At 69.3% G+C, this 22,348-nt stretch carries 19 protein-coding genes; 6 read left to right on the plus strand and 13 right to left on the minus strand.

Going from position 1 to position 22,348, the window contains the following annotated elements:
- Window positions 1-233 precede the first annotated feature (233 nt).
- Entirely contained in the window at window positions 234-1,019 is a 786-nt protein-coding gene (locus KF892_13570; GenBank protein ID MBX3626037.1) for a LuxR family transcriptional regulator, read from the plus strand.
- Window positions 1,020-1,022: 3 nt separating this feature from the next.
- Here the strand turns inward: KF892_13570 and rocD are convergent, their stop codons facing one another.
- Window positions 1,023-2,267 carry an ornithine--oxo-acid transaminase gene (gene rocD, locus KF892_13575; GenBank protein MBX3626038.1) on the minus strand — a complete coding sequence of 415 codons (1,245 nt, stop codon included), beginning with the start codon at window positions 2,265-2,267 and terminating at the stop codon, window positions 1,023-1,025.
- Between the two features lie 117 nt (window positions 2,268-2,384).
- Here rocD and KF892_13580 point away from each other — a divergent pair, with 117 nt between their 5' ends.
- From KF892_13580 to KF892_13595, 4 genes are all read left to right on the plus strand, one after another.
- Complete coding sequence (locus KF892_13580; protein MBX3626039.1) at window positions 2,385-2,858, plus strand: Lrp/AsnC family transcriptional regulator; 474 nt, start codon at window positions 2,385-2,387, stop codon at window positions 2,856-2,858.
- Between the two features lie 101 nt (window positions 2,859-2,959).
- Window positions 2,960-3,784: a helix-turn-helix domain-containing protein gene (locus KF892_13585; protein MBX3626040.1), complete on the plus strand. Its 825-nt coding sequence runs from the start codon at window positions 2,960-2,962 to the stop codon at window positions 3,782-3,784.
- Between the two features lie 17 nt (window positions 3,785-3,801).
- The gene (gene pobA / locus KF892_13590) at window positions 3,802-4,989 is read left to right on the plus strand and encodes a 4-hydroxybenzoate 3-monooxygenase (protein ID MBX3626041.1); all 1,188 of its coding nucleotides are present in this window, start codon (window positions 3,802-3,804) and stop codon (window positions 4,987-4,989) included.
- A 151-nt stretch (window positions 4,990-5,140) separates the two neighbouring features.
- Window positions 5,141-6,556: a right-handed parallel beta-helix repeat-containing protein gene (locus tag KF892_13595; GenBank protein ID MBX3626042.1), complete on the plus strand. Its 1,416-nt coding sequence runs from the start codon at window positions 5,141-5,143 to the stop codon at window positions 6,554-6,556.
- A gap of 10 nt (window positions 6,557-6,566) precedes the next feature.
- On the opposite strand, the gene KF892_13600 is transcribed toward KF892_13595, so the two are convergent.
- From KF892_13600 to KF892_13635, 8 genes are all read right to left on the minus strand, one after another.
- Window positions 6,567-7,274, minus strand: coding sequence for an ABC transporter ATP-binding protein (locus KF892_13600; protein ID MBX3626043.1), 708 nt, complete (start codon window positions 7,272-7,274; stop codon window positions 6,567-6,569).
- Window positions 7,267-8,019 (minus strand): ABC transporter ATP-binding protein, encoded by a 753-nt coding sequence (locus tag KF892_13605; GenBank protein MBX3626044.1) that lies wholly within the window; start codon window positions 8,017-8,019, stop codon window positions 7,267-7,269. The genes KF892_13600 and KF892_13605 overlap by 8 nt, the downstream gene beginning before the upstream one ends.
- A complete protein-coding gene (locus KF892_13610) occupies window positions 8,016-9,002 on the minus strand; it encodes a branched-chain amino acid ABC transporter permease (GenBank protein MBX3626045.1) in 987 nt (328 codons plus the stop codon). The genes KF892_13605 and KF892_13610 overlap by 4 nt, the downstream gene beginning before the upstream one ends.
- Window positions 8,999-9,859, minus strand: coding sequence for a branched-chain amino acid ABC transporter permease (locus KF892_13615; protein ID MBX3626046.1), 861 nt, complete (start codon window positions 9,857-9,859; stop codon window positions 8,999-9,001). Before KF892_13615 ends, KF892_13610 begins: the two co-directional genes overlap by 4 nt.
- Window positions 9,860-9,963: 104 nt before the next feature.
- A complete protein-coding gene (locus KF892_13620) occupies window positions 9,964-11,139 on the minus strand; it encodes an ABC transporter substrate-binding protein (protein MBX3626047.1) in 1,176 nt (391 codons plus the stop codon).
- Between the two features lie 145 nt (window positions 11,140-11,284).
- Window positions 11,285-12,259 carry an oxidoreductase gene (locus KF892_13625; protein MBX3626048.1) on the minus strand — a complete coding sequence of 325 codons (975 nt, stop codon included), beginning with the start codon at window positions 12,257-12,259 and terminating at the stop codon, window positions 11,285-11,287.
- Between the two features lie 114 nt (window positions 12,260-12,373).
- On the minus strand, window positions 12,374-13,132 hold the full coding sequence (locus KF892_13630; protein ID MBX3626049.1) for a GntR family transcriptional regulator: 759 nt from the start codon (window positions 13,130-13,132) through the stop codon (window positions 12,374-12,376).
- Window positions 13,129-14,214 (minus strand): aromatic ring-hydroxylating dioxygenase subunit alpha, encoded by a 1,086-nt coding sequence (locus tag KF892_13635; protein MBX3626050.1) that lies wholly within the window; start codon window positions 14,212-14,214, stop codon window positions 13,129-13,131. The genes KF892_13630 and KF892_13635 overlap by 4 nt, the downstream gene beginning before the upstream one ends.
- A 160-nt stretch (window positions 14,215-14,374) precedes the next feature.
- Between KF892_13635 and KF892_13640 the strand changes: the two genes are divergently transcribed.
- Window positions 14,375-15,493 (plus strand): 5-methyltetrahydropteroyltriglutamate--homocysteine S-methyltransferase, encoded by a 1,119-nt coding sequence (locus KF892_13640; GenBank protein MBX3626051.1) that lies wholly within the window; start codon window positions 14,375-14,377, stop codon window positions 15,491-15,493.
- A 99-nt stretch (window positions 15,494-15,592) separates the two neighbouring features.
- Here the strand turns inward: KF892_13640 and KF892_13645 are convergent, their stop codons facing one another.
- Genes KF892_13645 through KF892_13660 form a run of 4 tightly spaced genes read right to left on the minus strand, consistent with a single transcriptional unit; the run spans window position 15,593 to window position 22,333 of the window.
- Window positions 15,593-17,494 (minus strand): PAS domain S-box protein, encoded by a 1,902-nt coding sequence (locus tag KF892_13645; GenBank protein MBX3626052.1) that lies wholly within the window; start codon window positions 17,492-17,494, stop codon window positions 15,593-15,595.
- Between the two features lie 23 nt (window positions 17,495-17,517).
- A complete protein-coding gene (locus KF892_13650) occupies window positions 17,518-19,005 on the minus strand; it encodes a PAS domain-containing protein (protein ID MBX3626053.1) in 1,488 nt (495 codons plus the stop codon).
- Window positions 19,002-19,976 carry an ABC transporter substrate-binding protein gene (locus KF892_13655; GenBank protein ID MBX3626054.1) on the minus strand — a complete coding sequence of 325 codons (975 nt, stop codon included), beginning with the start codon at window positions 19,974-19,976 and terminating at the stop codon, window positions 19,002-19,004. Before KF892_13655 ends, KF892_13650 begins: the two co-directional genes overlap by 4 nt.
- Window positions 19,973-22,333 carry a PAS domain-containing protein gene (locus KF892_13660; GenBank protein ID MBX3626055.1) on the minus strand — a complete coding sequence of 787 codons (2,361 nt, stop codon included), beginning with the start codon at window positions 22,331-22,333 and terminating at the stop codon, window positions 19,973-19,975. The genes KF892_13655 and KF892_13660 overlap by 4 nt, the downstream gene beginning before the upstream one ends.
- Between the last annotated feature and the right edge of the window lie 15 nt (window positions 22,334-22,348).

Here is a 22,348-nt window from a genome sequence, read left to right on the forward strand (position 1 = left end):
GAGCCCTTTCTGTTGCGACTGTGTAAGGGAGTGTGTGCTCGCCAAGAGGGCGTCGATGCAGCGCAGCAAGTCGGTTGATAAAAGCTATCAAATGCACAAATTGAACGCCCGGCCATTTGTGACCGGAAATGGGGCCGCGGCATGGTCAGACCCGATGGCAGCGCCGGGCCGGATCCCTAGACTGGCCGCCTCCCGACCGCGCAGCCGTCCCCTTTTTTCAACTTCCCCACGCCATGCAGACCTGGCACCTCGCGCCGCCCAGTGGCGCCCGTCACGACGTGCAGACGAGCCTCGCCGGCCTGATCGGCACGGTGGGCAGCGACGCGTTCGCGCAGACGGCGCTCGGGCATGTGAACCGCGCGCTGCACGCCGGCTCGTGGGCGGTCTACCGGGTGTGGAAAGACAAGGCGCCGGTGCTGCACCTGTCGTCGGCGCACGGCCTGCGCGACACCACGCGCGACTGCTTCGCGGCCTACCTCGACGGCCTGTACCGCCGCGACCGCACCTTCGACATCGCCCAGGCCGGCACCACCCTACTGCGCCTCAGCGCGCACGACATCCCCAACCCCGACCACCGCGAGGCGATCTACAAGCGCCACGGCGTGAGCGAGCGCCTGTCGATCGCCGAGCCGCAGCCCGATGGCGGCGTGCTGGCGGTCAACCTCTACCACCACGAGCACCAGGGCGCGTTTGCCGACGGCGAGCTGCAGAACTTCGAGCAGCTGGCGGTGGGCCTGCTCGCCACCGTGCGCCGCCACCTCGAGCTCACCGAAGCGGCCACGCCGCCGCGGCCCGATGCGCTGCAACTGCGGGCCGCCCTGCAGCGCCGCCACCCCGAGATGCCCGCGCGCGAGCTCGACGTGTGCGCGCGGCTGCTGCAGGGCCTGAGCTACGACGGCATCGCCGCCGACCTGGGCCTCTCGGTGGCCACGGTGAAGACCTACCGCCGCCGCGCCTTCGAGCGCATGGGGCTGCACTTCAAGAGTGAGCTGTTTGCGGCGTTCGTGGGCTCGGTCTGACCCTTACAGGCGCTGCAACACCCGCCCCAGCGCCTGCACCGCCGCGTCGACCTGCTCACGCTCGATGACGAGCGGCGGCGCTAAGCGCACGACGGTGTGGTGCGTGTCCTTGGTCAGCACGCCTTCGTGCATGAGCGCCTCGCACACCTGGCGCGCCGAGGCGAAGGCCGGGTCGATCTCCACGCCCACCAGCAGGCCACGCCCCCGCACCTCGGTGATGGCCGGGTGGGCGAGGGCACGCAGCTGCGCCATCAGGTAAGCCCCCTGCTCGGCGGCGCGTTGCGCGAGCTGCTCCTTCTCCAATAACAACAAGGCGGCGTGGCCCACGGCCGCGGCCAGCGGGTTGCCGCCGAAGGTGCTGCCGTGGTCGCCGGGGGTGAACTGCGCCATCACGTCGTCGCGCGCGAGGAAGGCGCTCACCGGCAGCAGGCCGCCGCCCAGCGCCTTGCCGAGCGTGAGCCCGTCGGGCTTCACGCCTTCGTGGTCGCAGGCGAGCAGCGCGCCGGTGCGGCCGAGGCCGGTCTGCACCTCGTCGCAGATCATGAGCACCTTGTGGCGGGTGCAGATCTCGCGCACCGCGGCCAGGTAGCCGGGGGGCGGCACGACGATGCCCGCCTCGCCCTGGATGGGCTCGACGAGGAAGGCCGCGGTGTGCGGCGTGATCGCCGCCTCGAGCGCGTGCGCGTCGCCGAAGGGCACGCTCGCGAAGCCCGGGGCGAAGGGGCCGAAGCCGTCGCGGTACTGCGCTTCGCTGGAGAAGCCGACGATGGTGGTGGTGCGCCCGGCGAAGTTGCCCTCGGCCACCAGGATCTGCGCCTGCCCCTCGGGCACGCGCTTCACCTTGTAGGCCCATTTGCGCGCCGCCTTGATCGCCGTCTCGACCGCTTCGGCGCCGCTGTTCATCGGCAGCGCCCGGGCCATGCCGGTCATGCGGCACAGCTGCTGCAGGAAGGGGCCGAGCTGGTCGGTGTGGAAGGCCCGGCTCGTGACCGCGAGGCGGCCGGCCTGCTCGGTGAGCGCGTGCACCAGCGCCGGGTGGCTGTGGCCGAAGCTCACCGCCGAGTAGGCCGACATCATGTCGAGGTAGCGCCGGCCGGTGTCGTCGAACAGGTAGGCCCCGGCGCCGCGTGTGAGCACGATGGGCAGCGGGTGGTAGTTGTGCGCGCCGTAGGTGGCTTCGAGGTGCAGCGGCGAAGGCGGCGCGGGCTGGGCGTGGCGCAGGGCGGCGGCGCGGGCGGCGGTGGTCATGGCGGGCTCCGGTGGGCGACCGCCCCACTCTAGGCAGCGCGGCGCGAAATGTGCATGCCACTTCTTGCGCCCAGTCGGGATGAAGCGCACGATTCGTTCACCTCATCGGAGATCGGCATGCCGCAAGCCCCCATCGACAAGCTCGACCGCAAGATTCTCACGGCCTTGCAGGCCGATGGCCGCGCCAGCAACGTGGAGCTGGCCGCGCAGGTGCACCTCTCGGCGCCCCAATGCTTTCGCCGCGTCAGAGCGCTCGAGGAGCGCGGCGTGCTGCGCGGCTACCGGGCGATGGTGCAACCCGAGGCGCTGGGCCTGGGCGTGATGGCCTACGTGAGCCTCAACATCGACGGCGGCCAGTTCGGCCGCGTGCGCGAGATCGAGGCCGACATCCGAAGCTTTCCGCAGATCCTCGAATGCCACACGATCTCGGGCGACAGTGACTACTTGCTCAAGGTGGTGGCGCGAGACCTCAAGAGCCTGAGCCAGTTCCTCACCGACCAGCTGATGCAGGTGCCCGGTGTGGACGACGTGCGCTCGATGATCTGCCTGGAAGAGGTGAAGGCGCCCTCGCCGCTGCCGGTCGATTTGTAGCCCAGATCGTCCATTAATCGCACAACTGCGGCGATTGGCAATGGTATTGGTGATGATCAATAACTATATTGGGAGAGCCCTTCCACGACGCCCAACCGCCCATGAATGCGTTTGCCCTCTCCGACCTCGAGCCCGACGACGCCCCCGCTGCCCAGGCCGACACCGCGGCCGGCCCGCACAAGCGTGACCTGATCGCCGGCCTGGAGAAGGGCCTGGCCGTGATCGAGGCCTTCGACCAGGACCGCCCGCGCCTGACCATCAGCGAGGTCGCCACCCGTTGCGGCCTGACCCGCGCCGCCGCCCGCCGCTACCTGATCACGCTCGAACACCTGGGCTACGTGACGAGCGACCGCCGCATGTATTCGTTGAGCCCCAAGGTGCTGCGCCTGGGCCAGAGCTACATGCACTCGGCGCGGCTGCCGCGCATCGTGGCGCCCGAGCTGCACAAGCTCGCCTACACGCTCAAGGAAGCCTCGTCGGCCGGCGTGCTCGACGGCAACGACGTGATCTGCATCGCCGCCACCGAAGCCGGCCGGCTGGTCTCGTCGACCCTGCAGCCGGGCACCCGCGTGCCGGCCTACTGCACCGCCAACGGCCGTGTGCTGCTGAGCGCGATGCCACAGCCCGAGGTGGAAGCCTGGCTCGCCCGCCAGAGCTTCGAGGCCCGCACGCCGCACACGCTGATCGACCGCGACAAGCTCGCCGCCGAGATCGCGCAGATCCGCCTGCGTGGCCACGCCGCCGTCGACCAGGAATTCGAACTCGGCCTGCGCACGATCTCGGTGCCGCTGAAGAACTACCGCGGCGAAGTGCTCGCCGCCATCAACGTGAGCGCCCAGGCCTCGCGCATGAGCATGGAGCAGCTGGTCGGCGAATGCCTGCCGGCCCTGCTGCAAGCGCAAGCCCGCCTGCGCAGCACGCTCTAAACACAAGGAGACAGCGCATGAGAGTCCAGGTCGCCATCATCGGAGCAGGCCCATCAGGCTTGTTGTTAGGTGCCAAGCTGCACCAGGCCGGCATCGATGCCATCGTCATCGAACAACGCAGCGCCGACTACGTGCTCGGCCGCATCCGCGCCGGGGTGCTGGAGCAGGGCTGCGTCGACATGATGGACAGCCTGGGCCTGGGCGAGCGCATGCATGCCGAAGGCCTGGTGCACGGCGGCTTCAACCTCGGCTACCGCAACACCCACCACCGCATCGACCTGCACGCGCTCACCGGCAAGAACGTGATGGTCTACGGCCAGACCGAAGTCACGCGCGACCTGATGGACGCCCGCGCCGCCTGGGGCGCGAAGACGGTGTACGAGGCCGAGAACGTGCGCATCCACGGCTTCGACGGCAACACGCCGTCGGTCACGTACACCAAAGACGGCAAGACACACGAGGTGCAGTGCGACTACATCGCCGGCTGCGACGGCTTCCACGGCGTGAGCCGCGCAAGCGTGCCGGCGCAGAGCATCCAGCACTACGAGCGTGTCTACCCCTTCGGCTGGCTGGGCGTGCTGGCCGACGTGCCGCCGGTCGCGCACGAGCTCATCTATTCCAACCACGAGCGTGGTTTCGCGCTGTGCAGCATGCGCTCGAAGACGCGCAGCCGCTACTACATCCAGTGCTCGCTCGACGACAAGGTCGAGAACTGGAGCGACCAGGCCTTCTGGGACGAGCTGCGCAAGCGCCTCGACCCCGAGGCCGCCGCCAGCATGGTCACCGGCCCGTCGATCGAGAAGAGCATCGCGCCGCTGCGCAGCTTCGTCGCCGAGCCGATGCGTTTCGGCCGGCTCTTCCTCGTGGGCGACGCGGCGCACATCGTGCCGCCCACCGGCGCCAAGGGCCTGAACCTCGCCGCGAGCGACGTGCACTACCTCGCCCACGGCCTCATCGAGCACTACCACGAGAAAAGCGTGGCGGGCCTCGACGCCTACTCCGGCCGCGCGCTGCGCCGCGTGTGGAAGGCGGTGCGCTTCTCGTGGTGGTTCACCGCGCTGATGCACAAGTTCCCGGCTGCCGCGGGCGACACCGGCGCCATCAGCCAGAAGATCCAGGAAGCCGAGATCGACTACCTGCTGGGCTCGCAGGCGGCGATGACCTCGCTCGCCGAAAACTACGTGGGCCTGCCCTACGAGGTGTGACCGGGCGTTGACAGAGAAGGCCCCCCGAAGGGGGTGGGCCCGAGTGCGACTTCCTGCCGCGCGTTAACGCGGCGCTCCCATCGTTTGCAGTTGGTAACGCCTTCTGTACGCGGGGCTCAGGCAGCATGCCGGCTCACAAGGGAGAAACAACATGACGCACGCACACCCGGGCCGTTCGGCCCTGCGAAGCCTGAGCCTGTCGATCGCGGCCACGGCCCTGCTCGCCGCCTGCGGGGCCGGCACCGACTCGGTCCACAACGAAGCCGCACCCCCGGCCGCCCCCTCGCCCGCCCCCGCCCCCGCGCCGGCACCCGCCCCGGCGCCCAGCCCGGCCCCCGCGCCCGCCCCGGGCACCGCGGTGACCTACTACTTCTCGGACTGCCAGACGGGCGCGGCCAGCACCTGCGTGCCCGGCAACAACGCCAACCCCGGCACCAGCCCGAGCGCCCCCAAACGCACGCTCGCCGGCCTCAACCTCGACACCCTGCCCGCCGGAAGCCAGCTCCTCTTCGCCCGCGGCGGTGCTTGGACCGGCTTCAACGTGCAGGTGCACAACCTCAACGTCACCGCCGCCGCACCGCTGGTGTTCGACAGCTACACGCCCGCCTGGGGCGGCACGGCGCGGCCGTGGCTCGTGGCCGGCGGCGCGTCCTACGCCTTTCAGACCAGCCACTACAACCGCACCGAAGACAGCGGCGGCTACGTGTTCCGCAACCTCAAGCTCGACGGCAACGGCCAGCCAGGTTGGGGCATCCACCTGCGCAACCTGTCGCACGACATCCTGATCGAGAACCTCGAGATCACCGGCTTCGAGATCGGCCTGCACTTCCAGAACGAAAGCCCCATCGGCAACGTGATGGTGCGCAACAACCACATCCACCACAACGGGTCGATGGGCATGCTCGGCTCCTCGGTCAACCTCACCTTCGAGGGCAACACCTTCGAGGCCAACAACTTCTCGGGCAGCGCCTTCAACCACGCCATCTACTTGGGCGGCCACGGCACCAACGGTGTGATCCGCAACAACACCTTCGTGCGCAACTCGGTGTGCACCCGCGCGCCGTGTGCCGACAGCAGCCCGGTCGACGCCACGCTCTGCCGCGGCGGCAACGTGACGGTCCACGGCCAGTGGGACGGCCTCCTGATCGAAGGCAACACCATCGAGCAGACCGCCGGCACCGGCAGTTGCTACGGTTTCTCGATCACTCCCGGCTACACCTCGGCCGAGTTTTTCCGGCGCGTGGTGGTGCGCGGCAACACGGTGGTGAACGTCGGCTGCGGCATCTGCGTCGGCGCGGCCAACGCCCCGCTCATCGAGAACAACCGGCTCTTCAACACGCAGAACCGGCCCGTGACCCCAACCGTGCTCGGGGCACATGTGGACAGCGCCGGCAGCGGTGGCGACGACGTCGACAACGGCGGCATCGTGCGCAACAACATCCTGTGCAACACCTATTCCGGCCAGAGCACCCAGTTCCTCCTGGCCATCAACGCGGGCAGCTACACCAGCACCGGCAACTCCATCCGCTCCGGCGCCGACGCCAGCACCGGGCCCTGCGCGCGCTGAAGCCGCGCGCTCAGGCCTTCGCGACAGCCAGCCAGCGATCCAGCTGCTCGGGCGCGGCGAGCAGTGCTTCGCTGCGGTCGCGGTGCACCACCTGGCCGCGGTCGAGCACGACGGCGCTGTGCGTGATCGGCAGGATCATGCGCGGGTTCTGCTCCACGATGATGGCCGACATGCCTTCGTCTCGCACCACGCGGGCGATGCTGCGCAGCAGCTCTTCCACGATGATGGGGGCGAGGCCTTCCAGCGGCTCGTCGAGCAGCAGCAGCTTGGGGTTGAGCACCAGCGCGCGGGCCACGGCAAGCATCTGCTGCTCGCCACCCGAGAGCTGGTTGCCCATGTTCGACTTGCGCTCTGCGAGGCGCGGGAACATCTCGTAGGCGCGCGCCACCGTCCACGGGCCGGGCCGCGCGACGGCGGTCAGGTTCTCGTGCACGGTGAGCGACTTGAAGATGTTGCGCTCCTGCGGCACCCAGCCGATGCCGGCACCGGCGCGCAGGTGGGCCGGCAGGCTCGTGATGTCTTGCGCGGCGAGCGAGATGCGGCCGGCGTGGCGGCGTGTCACGCCCACGAGCGTGTTCATGAGGGTCGTCTTGCCGGTGCCGTTGCGGCCGAGCAGTGCCAACGACTGGCCGGCCTCCAGCGTGAGGTCGACGCCCTGCACCACCACCGCTTCGCCGTAGCCCGACTTCAGGCCTTCGACCTTGAGCAGCTCAGCCATGACCTTCTCCGAGGTAGACGGCCTTCACGCGCGGGTCGGTGGAGATGCTGGCCACGTCGCCTTCGGCGAAGAGCGTGCCGTTGACGAGCACGGTCACGGTGCGGGCGAAGTTGAAGACGAGGTCCATGTCGTGTTCGATCAGGAGGATGGTCACCTCCGGCGGCAGCGCGTTGATGGTGTCGAAGATCTCCTGGCGCTCGCCCTCGGGCACGCCGGCCACCGGCTCGTCGAGCAGCAGCACGCGCGGCTCGCTCGCAATCGCGGTGGCGATCTCCAGCAGGCGGCGCTTGCCGTAGGCCAGCACGCTGACCTTCTGGTCCATCACGTCATCAAGGCGGAACTGCTTCAGCAGCACCGCGCAGCGCTCGGCCACACGCGGGTCGCGGCCGAGCGGCTTCCACCAGTGGTGGCTGATGCCGAGCTGCGCGCTCACGGTGAGCGCGAGCGACTGCAGCGGCGTCAGCTCATTCCACAGCTGGTTGATCTGGAAGGTGCGCACGATGCCGCGGCGCACGCGCTGGTGCGGGGCGAGCTGGGTGATGTCCTGCCCGTCGAGCGAGATGCGGCCGGAGGTGGGCTCGGTCACGCCGGTGAGCAGGTTCACGAGCGTGGTCTTGCCGGCGCCGTTGGGGCCGATCAAGGCGTGGCGTGCGCCTTTCTCGACCTTGATCGAGACGTCGTTGGTCGGCGTGATGCCGCCGTAGCGCTTCAGCAGGTTGTGGGTCTCCAGCACGATGTGGCTCATGCCTGGCCTCCGCGTTTGAACCACGTCCACGGGCGGATCAGGCGCTCGCGGCCGACCAGCATCAGCACCACGAGGAAGAGCCCCAGCCAGAAGGTCCAGTACTGCGGCGTCCACGCGGAGACGAGGTCGTGCAGCAGCTTGAAGATGATGGCGCCGAAGATGCCGCCGTAGAGGTACGCGGTGCCGCCGATCACGAGCACCAGCACGAGGTCGGCGCTGCGGTGGAACTCGAAGCCGTCGAGCGAGGCGAAGCCGGAGGTCTGCGCCATCAGCGCACCCGCCGCGCCGGCCACGGCCGCGCCCAGCGTGTAGACCGCCACCAGCCGCAGGTGCACCGACAGGCCGATGCTCTGCGTGCGCAGTCGGTTGTCGCGCAGCGCCTTGAGCGAATAGCCGAAGGGCGAATGCACGATGCGGCGCGTGATCAGCACGCACACCGCGAGCACCGCCAGGCTGTAGGCATACGCCGTCTTGCCGAAGAGGTCGAACTCGAAGGTGCCGAGCAGCTTGCCCATCACCACGCCTTGCAGGCCGTCGGCACCGCCGGTCAGCCAGTCGAGCTTGTTGGCGAGTTCATAGAGCACGGCCGCCACGCCGAGCGTGATCATGAGCCGCGTGAGGTCGGAGCCGCGCATGATGAGCACGCTGCACAGCGCCCCCAGCACCGCCGTGCCGGCCACGGCCACCGCCAGGCCCACCAGCGGGTCGGGCATCACGTGCTTGGCGAAGAGCGCAGCCGTGTAGGCGCCGAAGCCGAAGAAGGCCGCATGGCCGAGCGACACGATGCCGGCGTAACCGAGGATGAGGTCGAGCGAGAGCGCAAAGAGCGCGAGGATCGCGATCTCGTTGAGCAGCAACGCGTGGCGGCCCGAGAGGAAGACCGAGGCGATGGCCACCACCGCGAGCGCGATCTCCCACCAGCGCCAGCCCAAAGCGGCGCGCAGCGAGGCCTGCACTTTCTCCAAGGAGGTGCCTGCGCTCATTTCGAACCCCTCTGGCCGAAGAGGCCCTGCGGACGCCAGGTGAGGATGGCGATCATCAGCGCGTAGACGATGAAGGCGCCGAGCTTGGGCGCGTAGTACTTGCCAAACACGTCGGCGATGCCGAGCAGCAGCGCGGCGAGCAGCGGGCCGGTGATGGTGGTGGTGCCACCGACCGACACCACGATCAGGAAATACACCATGAACTTGAGCGGGAAGATCGGCTCCAGGCCCAGCACTTCCGCGCCGAGCGCGCCGCCGAGCCCGGCCAGGCCCGAGCCCACCGCGAAGGTGAGCAGGAAGACCTGGTTGACATTGATGCCGAGGCCGCGCGCGACACGCGGGTCATCGACCGCCGCGCGCAGGCGGCTGCCGAAACGCGTGCGGCTCAGGATCATCTGCAGCGCCACGGTCAACAGCCCGCACACGATGATGATGAAGAGGCGGTACTTGCCGATGCCGACATCGGCGAGGTCGAAGCGGCCCTGCAGCCACTCAGGCACCGAGATCATCTGCTGCTGCGAGCCGATGATGTAGTCGACCCCCGCCACCGCCATGAAGACGAGGCCGATGGAAAACAGCACCTGGTCGAGGTGCGGCCGGTTGTACATCGGCCGGTACAGCGTGCGCTCGAAGGCGGCGCCGAGCAGGGCGGTGAAGAGGAAGGCCAGGGGCAGCGTGGCCAGGAAGGGCACGCCCAGCTTGTTCATCAGCAGCACGGTGGTGTAGCCACCGGCCATCGCGAACGCACCGTGCGCAAGGTTGATGAAGTTCATCAGGCCCATCGTGACCGCGAGGCCGACGGACAGGACGAACAGCAGCATGCCGTAGGCGATGCCGTCGAAGAGGAGGGTCAGCATAGAAGAGGAGCGGTGAACGAAGCGGTGCGCGACGGAGCGCCGGGCCGCCCCAAGCCCGGCGCGCTCCCCCTCGGGGGGATGGCGCCGAAGGCGTCAGGGGGCCGTCATTTCGCGCCCAGCTTGCCCGGGTCCTTCACGGCCTTCTGCACGTCGAACTCCTGGTTCCACAGTTGGCCGCCCACACGCTCGACCTTGCGGATGTAGATGTCGTGCACCACGTCGCGCGTCTGCGCGTCGATCATCACCGGCCCACGCGGGCTCTCGAAGACCTGGCCCTTCATCGCGGCCAGCAGGTCGTCACCGCCGCCCTTGCCCTTGGTGGCTTCGAGCGCCTTGTAGATCACGCGCATGCCGTCGTAGCCGGCCACCGCCATGAAGTTGGGGCGGAACTTGTTGGCGGCCTCGAAGGCCTGCACGAACTTCTTGTTCATCGGCGAGTTGTGCGACGCGGAGTAGTGCTGCGCGGTCACCACGCCGAGGGCCACGTCGCCCATGTCGTTGAGCTGGTCGTCGTCGGTGATGTCGCCGGTGCCGATGAGCTTGATGCCCGACTTGTCGAGGCCACGCTCGGCAAACTGCTTCATGAAGGCCGCGCCCTGGCCCGAGGGCAGGAAGACGAACACCGCATCGGGCTTGGCATCGCGCACCTTCTGCAGGAAGGGTGCGAAGTCGGGGCTCTTCAGCGGCGAGCGGATCTCGGCCACGATCTCGCCGCCATTGAGCTGGAACTGGCTCTTGAAGAACTTCTCGGCGTCGATGCCGGGGGCGTAGTCGGTCACGAGCGTGACGACCTTCTTGATCTTGTTCTTGCCCGCCCACTCGCCCATCGCCACGGCCGCCTGCGGCAGCGTGAAGCTCGTGCGCACGATGTAGGGCGACGCGGTGGTGATGACGGAGGTGGCGGCGGCCGTCACGACCATCGGCACCTTGGCCTGCGTGGCGATGGGCGCGGTGGCCATCGCGAGCGGCGTGAGGCCGAAGCCGGCCAGCACGTCGACCTTGTCGTTGACCACCAGCTCCTGCGCGAGGCGGCGGGTGGAGTCGGCCACGCCGGCGTCGTCCTTGATGATGAGTTCGATCTTGCGGCCGGCGACGGTGGCGCCGTTCTGCGCCATGTAGAGCTTGGCCGCGGCTTCGATCTGCCGGCCGGTGGAGGCCGACTGGCCGGTCATGGGCAGGATGAAGCCGATCTTGAACGGCGCCGCCTGGGCGAACGCCTGCGGAACGGTGAGAGCGAGCGCGAGAGGCAGGACGCCTTTCAGGACGTGGCGTTTTTGCATGGTGTGTCTCCGGGTGGCGGGGGGAATCGAAGAGTGTGCGGACTGTGCGCCATGCGTGCGCTATTCGGCAATCAGGGAGTTCGACTACCAGCTATGCCGCGCCGGCATGACGGCCAGGGAAGACCCTGGCCCTTCGCCGGGAACTTCAGTCGGCGCGGTACGCGGTGTCGAGTACCACCCCACCGCCACTCACGCGCGACACGCAAGCGCACAGGCGCTGGTTGGCCTGGTGTTCGTGCGGGCTGAAGAACACGTCGCGGTGGTCGATCTGGCCCTGCACCGAGATCACGTCCATCGCACACAGGCCGCACTCGCCGCGGCAGCAGTCCGACAAAGTCTCCACGCCGTGCTCTTCCAGCACGTCGAGCAGCGTGCGGTCGGGCGGCACCTCGATGCGCAGCTGGTGGCGCGGCAGCTCCACCCAGAAGGGCTCGGCCGCGTGGTGGCCACTGTTGCCGAAGGTCTCGAAGCGCAGGTCGGCGGGCGGCCGGCCGGCGGCGGCCCAGGCGTCGCGCGCCGCGTCGAGCAGGCCCAGCGGGCCGCACACCAGCATCTGCGCGCCGGGGGCAAGCGAGGCGATCTCACGGTCGAGGCTCAGGCGCTCGTCGGCATCGCTGCAATAGGTCTGCAGACGCTCGCCGAGCGTGAGCTGCAGCGTGTCGGCGTAGACCAGCTCGGCGGCGCAGCGGGCGGCGTAGCACATGCGCACGTCGGCGCCTTTCGCGGCCAGCATCTGCGCCATGCCCACCAGCGGCGTGATGCCGATGCCGCCGGCCACGAGCAGGAACTGCGGCGCGTTGAAGGCGAGTTCGAAGTGGTTGTCGGGCTCGCCGATGGTCAGCTCTTCGCCGTCTTCGAGCGACCACATGTGGCGCGAGCCGCCGTGGCCTTCAGCCGCCAGCTTGACGGCGATGCGATAGACGGCCGGGTCGTGCAGACCAACGAGTGAATAGGAGCGTGTCTCTTCGCGGCCGTCGACCTTCACCTTGACCTTCAGGTGGCTGCCCACCGTCCACGGCTTCACGCCGCCCTCGGGGCGGATCTCGAACTCGCGCACGGTGGGGCTCAGGTTGCGGTGGGCGCGGATGTGGGCGGGGTGCCAGGTGTTGCTGCTTTTCATGAGGTCAATCCAAGGTCAAGTCCGAATACACCTCCGTTCGGGCTGAGCTTGTCGAAGCCTGGTGCCAAGCGCGCAGGCCCTTCGACAGGCTCAGGGCGAACGGAAAGAGATCCATCACCGGGTGGCGCGGCGGCGGATCAGGCTCGCGCCGGGCAGGCGCTGCAGGCTCTGGTGGCTTTGCAGCGCCTCGCGCAGGTTCTGGTGGGCGATGCGGGCGTGTTCGCGCATCAGCGATTCGGCGCGTGCACCTTCGCGCTGCACGATGGCGTCGAGCACCGCACGGTGCTGGGCCTGCGCGACGACGAGCGTGTCGCGCGCATCGGGGCCGGTGGAGCGGGCGAGCACGAAGCCGTTGGGCGAGGCGAAGGGCAAGGTCTTGGCCCGCTCCAGCTGGCGGGCGACGAGGTCGCTGCCGGCCATCTCGCTCAAGAGGTCATGGAAACGGCCGTTCTGCTCGACGTAGCCGTTGAACGAGTCTTCGCTCAGCTCGGGTTGGGCCAGCAGGTCGTCGATGCGGGCGATGCAATCTCGTGCTTCGGCGAGCAGGATGGACGTGACGCCGCGCTCGGCCGCGAGGCGTGCGGCCAGGCCCTCGAGCGTGCCGCGCACTTCGATGGCATCGTGGATGTCGGCTTCGGAAAAATCTTTCACCGCGAAGCCGCCGTTGGGCAGCGCTTCGAGCAAGCCTTCTTCCTGCAGGCGCACGAGCGCCATGCGGATCGGCGTGCGCGAGGCACCGAGCAGGTCGACCAGCGTGAGCTCGGCGATGCGGCTGCCGGCCTTCAGCTCTCCGTTGACGATGAGTTCACGCAGCTTGAGCTGGGCCCGCACCGTCTGCGAGGTGCCGGCGTCGTCCTCGAGCCTGGCGCTCATGCCGCGGTCCGCAGCGGGATCACACGCGGCGCATCGGGCGGCGTTTCCTTCGCCACCATCTTGTCGATCAACTTGCGCGCCCACATCGAGCCGGCATCGATGTTGAGGTTGTAGAACTTGTAGCCCGGGTGTTCGTCGATGGCCTGCTGCTGCGCTTCGAGAATGGTCTCGTCTTCCCGGAAGATGCTGGCCACACCCTCGCGCAGCTCGTGCGTCAGGCGCTGCTCACCCAGGCAGTAGTTGCGGGCGAAGGCCCAGAAGTAGTGGCAGGTGGTCTCGGTCTCAGGCGTGATGGTGTTGAGCACGAAGCCATTCACGCCTTGCGAACGATCGCCCTGCGGGGCGCCGGTGCCGGCCTGGGCCACACCGACGTCGATGGTGATGGTGCACGGCGCCTCGAAGCGGATGATCTGCCAGCGGTCGACCTTGCCCTCATAGCCTCGCGCGTGCTTGATCTGCCCGGCCCAGAAGGGCGGCGCGTCGATGTTTTCCATCCAGCGGGTGACGGTGGCGAAGCGGTCGCTGTGCGTGGCGACGAAGGGCGCCTCGGCCACCGCACGCTGGCCGATGGACGAGCCGTGCACGAAGGTCTCGTGCGTCAGGTCCATCAGGTTGTCGAGCACCAGGCGGTAGTCGCACTTCACCTGGATCAGCTTGCCGTCGCCGGCCCAGGCGGGGTCGTCGTTCCAGTGCAGGTCGGGCACCTTCGACTCGTCGGCCAGCGCCGGGTCGCCGGGCCAGACCCAGATGAAGCGGTGCTTCTGCACCACCGGGAAGGCGCGCACGCAGGCCGAGGGGTTGATCGTCTCCTGCGAGGGCATGTGGGTGCAGCGTCCATCGCCGTTGAACACCAGGCCGTGGTAGCCGCAGGTGATCTCGTCGTCGTGCAGCGTGCCTTTGCTCAAGGGCAGCAGGCGGTGCCAGCAGGCGTCTTCGAGCGCAGCCACGGTGCCGTCCTTGCGGCGGAACATGACCATCTTCTGGCCGCAGATGGTGCGGCTCAGCAAGGCCGGTTTCACCTCCACGTCGTAGGCGGCGGCGTACCAGGCGTTGAGGGGAAAGGTCTTGGCAGCGGACTTCATGAGGCGACTTTCTGAATACGCGTTGTATACAGCAATAGTCTAAATGGCCCGTCAGACAGAACAAACTGCGGGTTAACCCGTATCTTGAGGGCGATCCTGTATTCATCCACAGGCCGCCGCCGCTACCATCGCCCTCTTTCCCGTCTCCCGGAGGACCACCATGACCGCACGCACCACCCCCCCCTTCCGCGCCGACCACGTGGGCAGCTTCCTGCGCCCCAAGCGCCTGCTCGAAGCGCGCGAGAAGAAGGCCAAGGGCGAGATCTCGGCCGGCGAACTGCGCAAGGTCGAAGACGAGTGCATCACCGAGATCGTGAAGTTCCAGGAAGACGTGGGCCTGAAGTCGATCACCGACGGCGAGTTCCGCCGCACCTATTTCCACGTCGACTTCCTCGAGCAGATCGGTGGCGTGAAGACCGACATCCCGGTCACCGTGATCCGCCCCGATGGCACCGAGGAGCTGGCCCCGCCCGTCATGCGCGTGATCGACAAGGTGAAGCACGTGAAGGACATCCAGCTCGCCGACTTCCAGTACCTGAAGAGCCAGATCGCCCCGGGCAGCACCGCCAAGGTGACCATCCCCTCGCCCACGATGCTGCACTTCCGCGGTGGCCGCGCCGGCATCAGCCGCGAGGCCTACCCCGAGCTGGAGCCGAGCTTCTACCAAGACGTGGCCAACGCGTATGGCGACGAGCTGCGCTCGCTGGCCGCCGCCGGCTGCACCTACGTGCAGATGGACGACACCAACCTCGCGTACCTCTGCGACGAGAAGATGCGCGAAGCCGCCCGCCAGCGGGGCGACGACCCCAACGAGCTGCCGCACCGTTACGCCAAGTTCATCAACCTCGTGGTCGCGCAGAAGCCCGCCGGCATGACGCTCGCCATGCACCTGTGCCGCGGCAACTTCAAGAGCACGCACGCCGCCGCCGGCAACTACGAGCCGGTGGCCGAGGCGCTGCTCTCGGAGATGAACCTCGACGCCTACTTCCTCGAATACGACGACGACCGCTCGGGCGACTTCCGCCCGCTGCGCTACCTGGCCAAGGGCAAGATCGTGGTGCTCGGCCTCGTGACCACCAAGTTCGGCGAGATGGAAAGCAAGGACACGCTGAAGCGCCGCATCGACGAAGCCTCGAAGTACGCGCCGCTGGAGCAGCTGTGCCTGAGCCCGCAGTGCGGCTTCAGCTCCACCGTGCACGGCAACAACATCGCCGTCGAGGCTCAGCGCAACAAGCTCAAGCTCGTCGTAGAAACGGCGCGCGAAGTCTGGGGCGACTGAGGACCGGGCGCAGGCCCTTCGACAAGCTCAGGGCGAACGGAGACCAGGCGCCACACCCGTTCGCCCTGAGCCTGTCGAAGGGCCGTGCCCGCCTCGACCTCACCCCGCATCGAACTCCAGCTCGACCCGCGTGCCCCCGCGCGGCTCGCTTGCGATCTCGATCGAGCCGCCCATGCGGGCCATCAGGCCGCGCGTGACCACGAGGCCGAGGCCCGTGCCGGCGATGCCCGAGTCCTCCCGGCCCAGCCGGTCGTAGGGCCGGTACAGGCGGGCAAGCTGCTCGGGCGTCATGCCCACGCCTTCGTCGAGCACCGAGAACTTCACCCGCCCGGCCGCCGCCGGCTCGAGCGCCCAGCGCACGAAGCCCTGCGGCCGGTTGTACTTGATGGCGTTGGAGCCCACGTTGAGCAGCACCTGGCGCAGCCGCAGCGGGTCGGCCAGCAGCGTCACCTGCGGCGGCACCCGGTTGTCGAGCCAGATGTGGTGCGCGAGCGCGCTCGGCTTGAGCAGGCCGATGGCCTCGTCGATCGCCTCGCGCAGGGCCACCGGCTGCAGCGGCAACGGCAGGCCCTGGGTGCGCCCGGCAGGCGCTTCCAGCACCTCCTTCACCAGCGACAGCATGTGCCGGCCGGCGTTGACCACCTGCTCGGCGTAGCCGTGCAGTTGCGCGCTCTGGCCCATCGACATCATCTTGAGCAGCTCGCCGTAGCCCAGCACGGCGTTGAGCGGCGTGCGCATCTCGTGCGTCACGCGGGCCAGCACGTCGCGCGTGGCGCGGTTCTCGGCGTCGCTCGCCTGGCGGCGCATGCGCTCCACCGCCAGCTCGGCCGCCTTGCCGGCGATCTCGCGCTGCGCCTGCCGGTCGTGCACCTGGTAGAGAAAGCACACCAGCTCGTCGTCTTCGCGCACCACCGTCACCACCACCAGCACCGGCGAGCCGTCCATCGGGCCGCCGTCGGCATGCAGGTAGCGCTTCTCGAACTGCACCATCGGCTCGTGCCCGAGCATCAGCTCCTGCAGGCGCTCGTGCTCGTGGGCCCGGTCTTCGGCGAGCGTGAGGCTGTCGCCCGGCACCCCCACCAGCGCCGCCGCGTCGTGGCCCACCATCTGCGCAAACGCCGCGTTGGCCAGCAGCACGCGCCGGTCGAGCGAGACGAGCGCCATGCCGATGGGCGCGAAGTCGAAGGCCGAGCGGAAGCGGTCTTGCGCCTCCAGCAGGCGCTGCTCCTGCGCGAGCCGCGTCGAGGCGTTGCGCAGGAGCACGATGCCGCCGGTGCGGCGGCCCGCGTCGTCGCGCAGCGGGCCCGTCCATTCGTCGATGTGCACCGAGCCGCCATCGCGCCGGTGCAGGCGCATTGCGTTGGCCAGCGCCACCCGCTGCTGGGTCGACACCCCCTGCGCCGGCTCGGCGAGGCCGAGCGTCTGCGCATCGTGCTCGTCGATGCTGATGCTCACCACCTCGTCGACGCCCTTGCCCACCGCGTCGCGCAGGTCCCAGCCGGTGAGCTGCTCGGCCGCGGGGTTCATGAAGCGCACCCGCTGCCGCTCGTCGGTGAGCACCACGCCGTCGGTCACGCACTGCAGCGCGTAGGCGAGCGTGCGCTCGGTGCCGCGGTCGGCGCGCTCCATCTGTGCCTTGGCGAGCGCCACTTCCACGCCGGCCGCCACCTCCTTGATCTGGAAGGGCTTGGTGAGGTAACCATAGGGCGCGGTCTCGGCGGCGCGGCGCACCGTCTGCGCATCGCTGAACGAGGTGAGGAAGATCACCGGCAGCCCCATGCGCCGGCGCAGCTCGCCGGCCACCGCCACGCCGTCGACCGGCCCGCGCAGCTGGATGTCCATCAGCGCGAGCGCGGGCTGGTGCTGCGCGGCCAGCCGCAGTGCCTGCTCGGCATCGTCGGCGATGCCGACCACGCGATAGCCCAGGTCTTCGAGCTGCATCTTGAGGTCGAGCGCGACCACCGCTTCGTCCTCCACGATCAAGATCGACGATGGCGCCACGGGTCACCTCACAGCATCGGGCTTCACAGGCGTTTCAATATCGCACTGAACCGTGTGCCGTGGTCGGAATGCACCTGCAACTCGCCCCCCAATTGGCGCGCCAGCGAGGCCGCGAGCTGCAGCCCCATCGTGGCGCGGCCGTCGAGCGAGAAGCCGGCCGGCAGGCCCACGCCGTCGTCGGCCACCGACAGCTCCGCACCCCCGGCGCCCGGCTTGAGTTCGACGTGGATCTCGCCCTCGGCACGCCCGCGGAAGGCGTGCTTGAAGGCGTTGCCCACCAGCTCGGCCACCAGCAGGCCGAAGGGGATGGCGCCGTCGAGCCCCGCATGGGCCACCTCGATGTCGGTGCGCAGCACGATGTGCCGCTGGCCGGCCACCTCGCCGATCTGGAACAGCAGGTCGCGCGTGTAGTCGGGCAGCGAGACCGAGGCGAGGCTGCCCGACTGGTAGAGCTTCTCGTGCACCAGTGCGATGGCCCGCACGCGCTGCACGCTGTCGTCGAGCGCGGTGCGCGCCACCCCTTCGGGCACGCTGCGCCGCTGCAGCGCGAGCAGGCTCTGCACCACCTGCAGGTTGTTCTTCACGCGGTGGTAGACCTCCTTGAGCAAGGTCTCCTTCTCGTCGAGCGCCTGCGTGAGCCGCTCCTGCTGGCGCTGCACCAGCGCCTCGGTGGCCTTGCGCGCGCTGATGTCCTGCACGAGCAGGGCAAACTGGCCCGGCACGGGCTGGTAGGCCACCACCTCCAGCCAGCGCTCGCTGCCGCCGAGCCGGTGTTCGCCGCGGTAGGCGATGCCCTTGAGCGCCACCTCGCCGAAGCGCTCGATCCAGTCGTCGCGCGTGCCGTCGAAATCGGGCGCGAGTTCGGTCGAGCCCAGGCCCACCGCCTGGCGGCGGTCGAGGCCCAGCAGCTCGGCGTACACCACGTTCATCGCGAGCACCTTGTAGCCGCGCGGCCGGCCATCGGGGCCGACCACGATCTCGTGCAGCGCGAAGCCGCTGTTGAGGTGGTCGAAGAGCGCGCGGTAGCGCATCTCGCTGTCCGACAGGCGCAGCTCCAGCGCCTTGCGGCCGGTGATGTCGTAGCCCAGGCCGTAGAAGCCCGACACCTGCCCGGCCTGCGGCTGGTCGGGCACGAGGGTCATGCGCAGCTGGCGCAGGCCGGCGGTGGTGAGCATGGCCAGCTCGAACTCCTGGCGCCGGCCTTCGAGCACGCGCGCGATGTGCGGGGCCATCGCGGCATGGGCCTGCGGGTCGACCGCGTCGAGGATGTCCTGCAGGCGCTGCCCGACGATGCGGTCCACCGGCAGGCCCACCGAGGCCTGGAACTCGCGGTTGACCAGGCGGGTGATGCCGTCGCGGTCCCAGTAGCCGAGCGAGGCGGGCAGGTTGTCGATGATGGCGTTCAGGTCGCCGAGCGTGCGCTGCAGCTCGGCCGCGAGGCGCTGCCGCTCGTCCAGCGCGGCCTGGGGCTGCGGCTCGTCGGGCAGGGCGTGTTCGCCGGGGCCGCTCATTGCACCAGGCTCACGGCGCGCGGAGACGCCTGGCGCAGCAGCGCCGGCTCGATGGTGTGCAGCAGGCTCGCGGGGCGCTGCCGCGCGTCGACGAGCTGCTCGCGGATGGCCCAGCGCGCCTGCTCCTCCATCGTGCTGATGAGCGACTGGTCGAGCCGGATGCGGTAGTCGTGCTCCTTGAACTGCGCCGCCGCCGTGCGCGCGTCGGTCTGCAAACGCGCCTGCAGGAGCGCGGTGGCCTCGGCCGGGCGCTCGGCGATGAAACGCTCGGCCTTCACCAGCGCCTGCAGCAGGTGGCCCATCTCGCCGCCACGGCCCTGCAGCTGCAGCCGGTCGGTCACGACGACGAAGTGCTGGGTGTAGACGCGCGGGTTGGGCAGCAGCACCGCGTCGCCCGCGAGCGCCGCCACGGCCCGCGCGGCATGCGGCTCCCACACCGCGAGCGCATCGACCTCGCGCTGCGCGATGGCCTCGGCCATGCGCTCGGGCTCGAGCGGCACCTTGTGCATGTCTTTCGGGTCGATGCCGTGGAAGGTGACCCAGGTGTCGAGGAAGTACTGCGACGAACTCGACGGCACGAAGCCCACCCGCCGGCCCTTCACGTCGGCCGCGCTGCGCACCCCGCTGCTGCCGCGCGCGATGAGCTTGATCTGGTGCGACGAGGTGCTGGTGGTGCCGAGGATGGCGAGGTCGTGGCGACGGAAGCTCGCGAGCGTCACGGCGAGTTCGGCGGCCGTGGCCACCTGGGCCTGCCGCTGCAGCATGAGCTCGAGGCAGTTGCGCCCGCTGCTGCATTCACGCACGCGCACGGCCAGGCCCTCGGCGGTGAAATAGCCCTTGGCCTCGGCCACGTAGACCGGCAGCGACACCGGCCCGCGCGACACCGCCAGCACCAGCTCGGCGGCCTGCGCCGCGCAGGCCGCCGCCAGGAGCAGGGTGCCCGCCAGCCAGCGCTGCGCACGCCCGCTCATGCCGGCTCCTGCGCGAAGCGGTAGGTGTTGCGGCCGGCGCGCTTGGCCCCGTAGAGGGCTTCGTCGGCGCGCGCCATCAGCTCCTCGGTGCCGAGCCGCGTCTTGCCCGGCGCGCAGTAGGCCACGCCCACGCTGGTGCTGACCCGCAGCTGCCCGCCGCCCGCCAGCATCACCGGCATCGCCATCGCCGCCATGATCTTCTGCGCCACGAACTCGGGCTCCGCCGCGGCGCGCAGGCCTTCGAGCACGATCACGAACTCGTCGCCAGCCAGGCGCGCCAGGGTGTCGGTGGCACGCACGCAGTGGCGCAGGCGCTCGGCGAACTGCTGGAGCACCTGGTCGCCGGCCACGTGGCCCTGGGTGTCGTTGATCTCCTTGAAGCGGTCGACGTCGAGCACCATCAGCGCCACGCCGGTGTGGCCGCGGTCGCCGCGCAGCAGCGCCATCGGCAGCACCTCGTTGAAGAGGAAGCGGTTGCCCAGGCCGGTGAGCGTGTCGACCCGCACCAACTGGCTCAGCTGCCGCTCCACCGCCTTGAGCGCCGAGACGTCGGTGCTCAGCATGTAGACGCCGGTCACGCGGCCGTCGGGCTGGATGTCGGGGATGTAGGTGCTCTGCAGGTAGCGCGTGATGCCCAGCAGCTCGGTCTCCAGCTCGAAGGTCACGCGCTCGCCGCCCAGGGCCCGCTCGAGGTAGGGCAGGCGCTGCTCGTAGGGCTTGCGGGGCATGAACTCCGACTTGTGGCGCCCGAGCGCGGCGGCCGGCTCGATGCCCACCCACTCGCGGAAGGTGCGGTTCATGAACTGGTAGCGCTGCTCGTGGTCGACGTAGGAGATGAGCACCGGCAGGTTGTCGGCGATCGCCCGCAGCCGCCCTTCGACCCGCGCCTGCTCGAACTGCGCCTCCTTCAGCGCCGTCACGTCGAAGGTCATCAGGTAGAAGCCGCGCTGGGCACCGCCGTCGAGCCGGTCGGGGATGAGGTGCGCCTGGAAGTGCGCGCTGCGCCCCTGGAACGGTACCTTGCCCTCGAAGCGCGCGCGCCGGCCCTGCAGCACTTCCTTCACGTAGGGCTCGTGCTGCGCATAGGTGGCGTCGCCCAGCGCCGCGCGCAGGGTGAGGCCCGGGATCTGCGAGCGTTCGAGGCCCTGCGACTTGATGCCGGTGTCGTTGGCGTACTGGCAGCGCTCGTCCATGTCGAAGTAGCCCACCATCGCCGGGATGCTGTTGAGCAGGTCGAGCAGGCGCTGCTCGCTCGCGGCCAGGCGCTGCTCGGCCTCGTGGCGCTCGGTGATGTCGACCATCATCGCGTAGCAGCCGCGCACGCGGCCGTCGGGGGCGAGGTCGGGGATGTAGTCGATGTGGTAGTGGCGCTCGCTGCCGCTGCGGCGCGAGCTGGCGGTCCACTGCACGCGGTGGCCGGCCAGCGCCTCCTCGATGCGGGCGCGCACCTTGTTCTCGTACACATCGTGCGGGAGCATCTCGCGCATGTGCTTGCCCTGCATGGTGGCCGGGTCGGTGTGCCACCAGTCGAGGTAACGCTGGTTGGCGAACTCGTAGCGCTGCTCGCGGTTCACGTAGGCGATGAGCGCCGGCATGTTGTCGGTGACGGCGCGCAGCTGCTGCTCCGAGCGCTGCAGCCGCTCGCTGCTTTCGCTCAGGCGCTCGGACATCGCATCGAACTGGCGCGCCAGGTCGCCCAACTCGTTGCGCTCGGTGCTGCCGATGCGGTGGCCCAGCTCGCCCGACGCGATGGCGCGCGTGGCCACCTCCAGCCGCGTGAGCGGCACCAGCACCCGCAGGTGCACCAGCAGCGCCACGCCGCAGATGAACACCATCAGCACGCCCGGCACGAAGAAGGCGACCACGCGGAACTGCTCGTCGGCCCGCGCCTTCACCTGCGAGGCATCGAGGAACCACTGGTAGGCGAAGTCGCTCATCGCCTGCGTGCTGGTGAGCAGCTGGTCGACGAGCATCTCCTTGCGTCGCAGGGCGAACGCATCGGCCTGCACCGGCAGCGATTCGAGCTTGAAGAAGAGCGGCGGCAGCGCGCCCACCACGAGGCCAAGCTCGGTGAACGCCACGCTGTCGATGCCGCGGGGGCGGCCGTCGTTGAGCGCCGCAAGGATGTTGGCGTGGCGCTGGTGCCACTGCTGCGCGGAGCGCGGCTCGGCGTAACGCGCGTACTCCTGCGTGAGCGTGAGCAGGCCGGCGACCTCGTGCGCGGTGACCTGCGCGCGTTGCTGGGCCTCGCCGGCCGCGTCGCTCTCGCGCGCCGCGGCAATCACGACGGCCAGCGACGCGAGGCCGGCCACCAGCGAGGCGGCGACGGCGGCGACGATCTGGATGCGGATGCGCATGGTGCGTCTGCCTGC

The organism is Rhizobacter sp., from assembly GCA_019635355.1.
Classification (GTDB): Bacteria; Pseudomonadota; Gammaproteobacteria; order Burkholderiales; family Burkholderiaceae_C; genus Rhizobacter.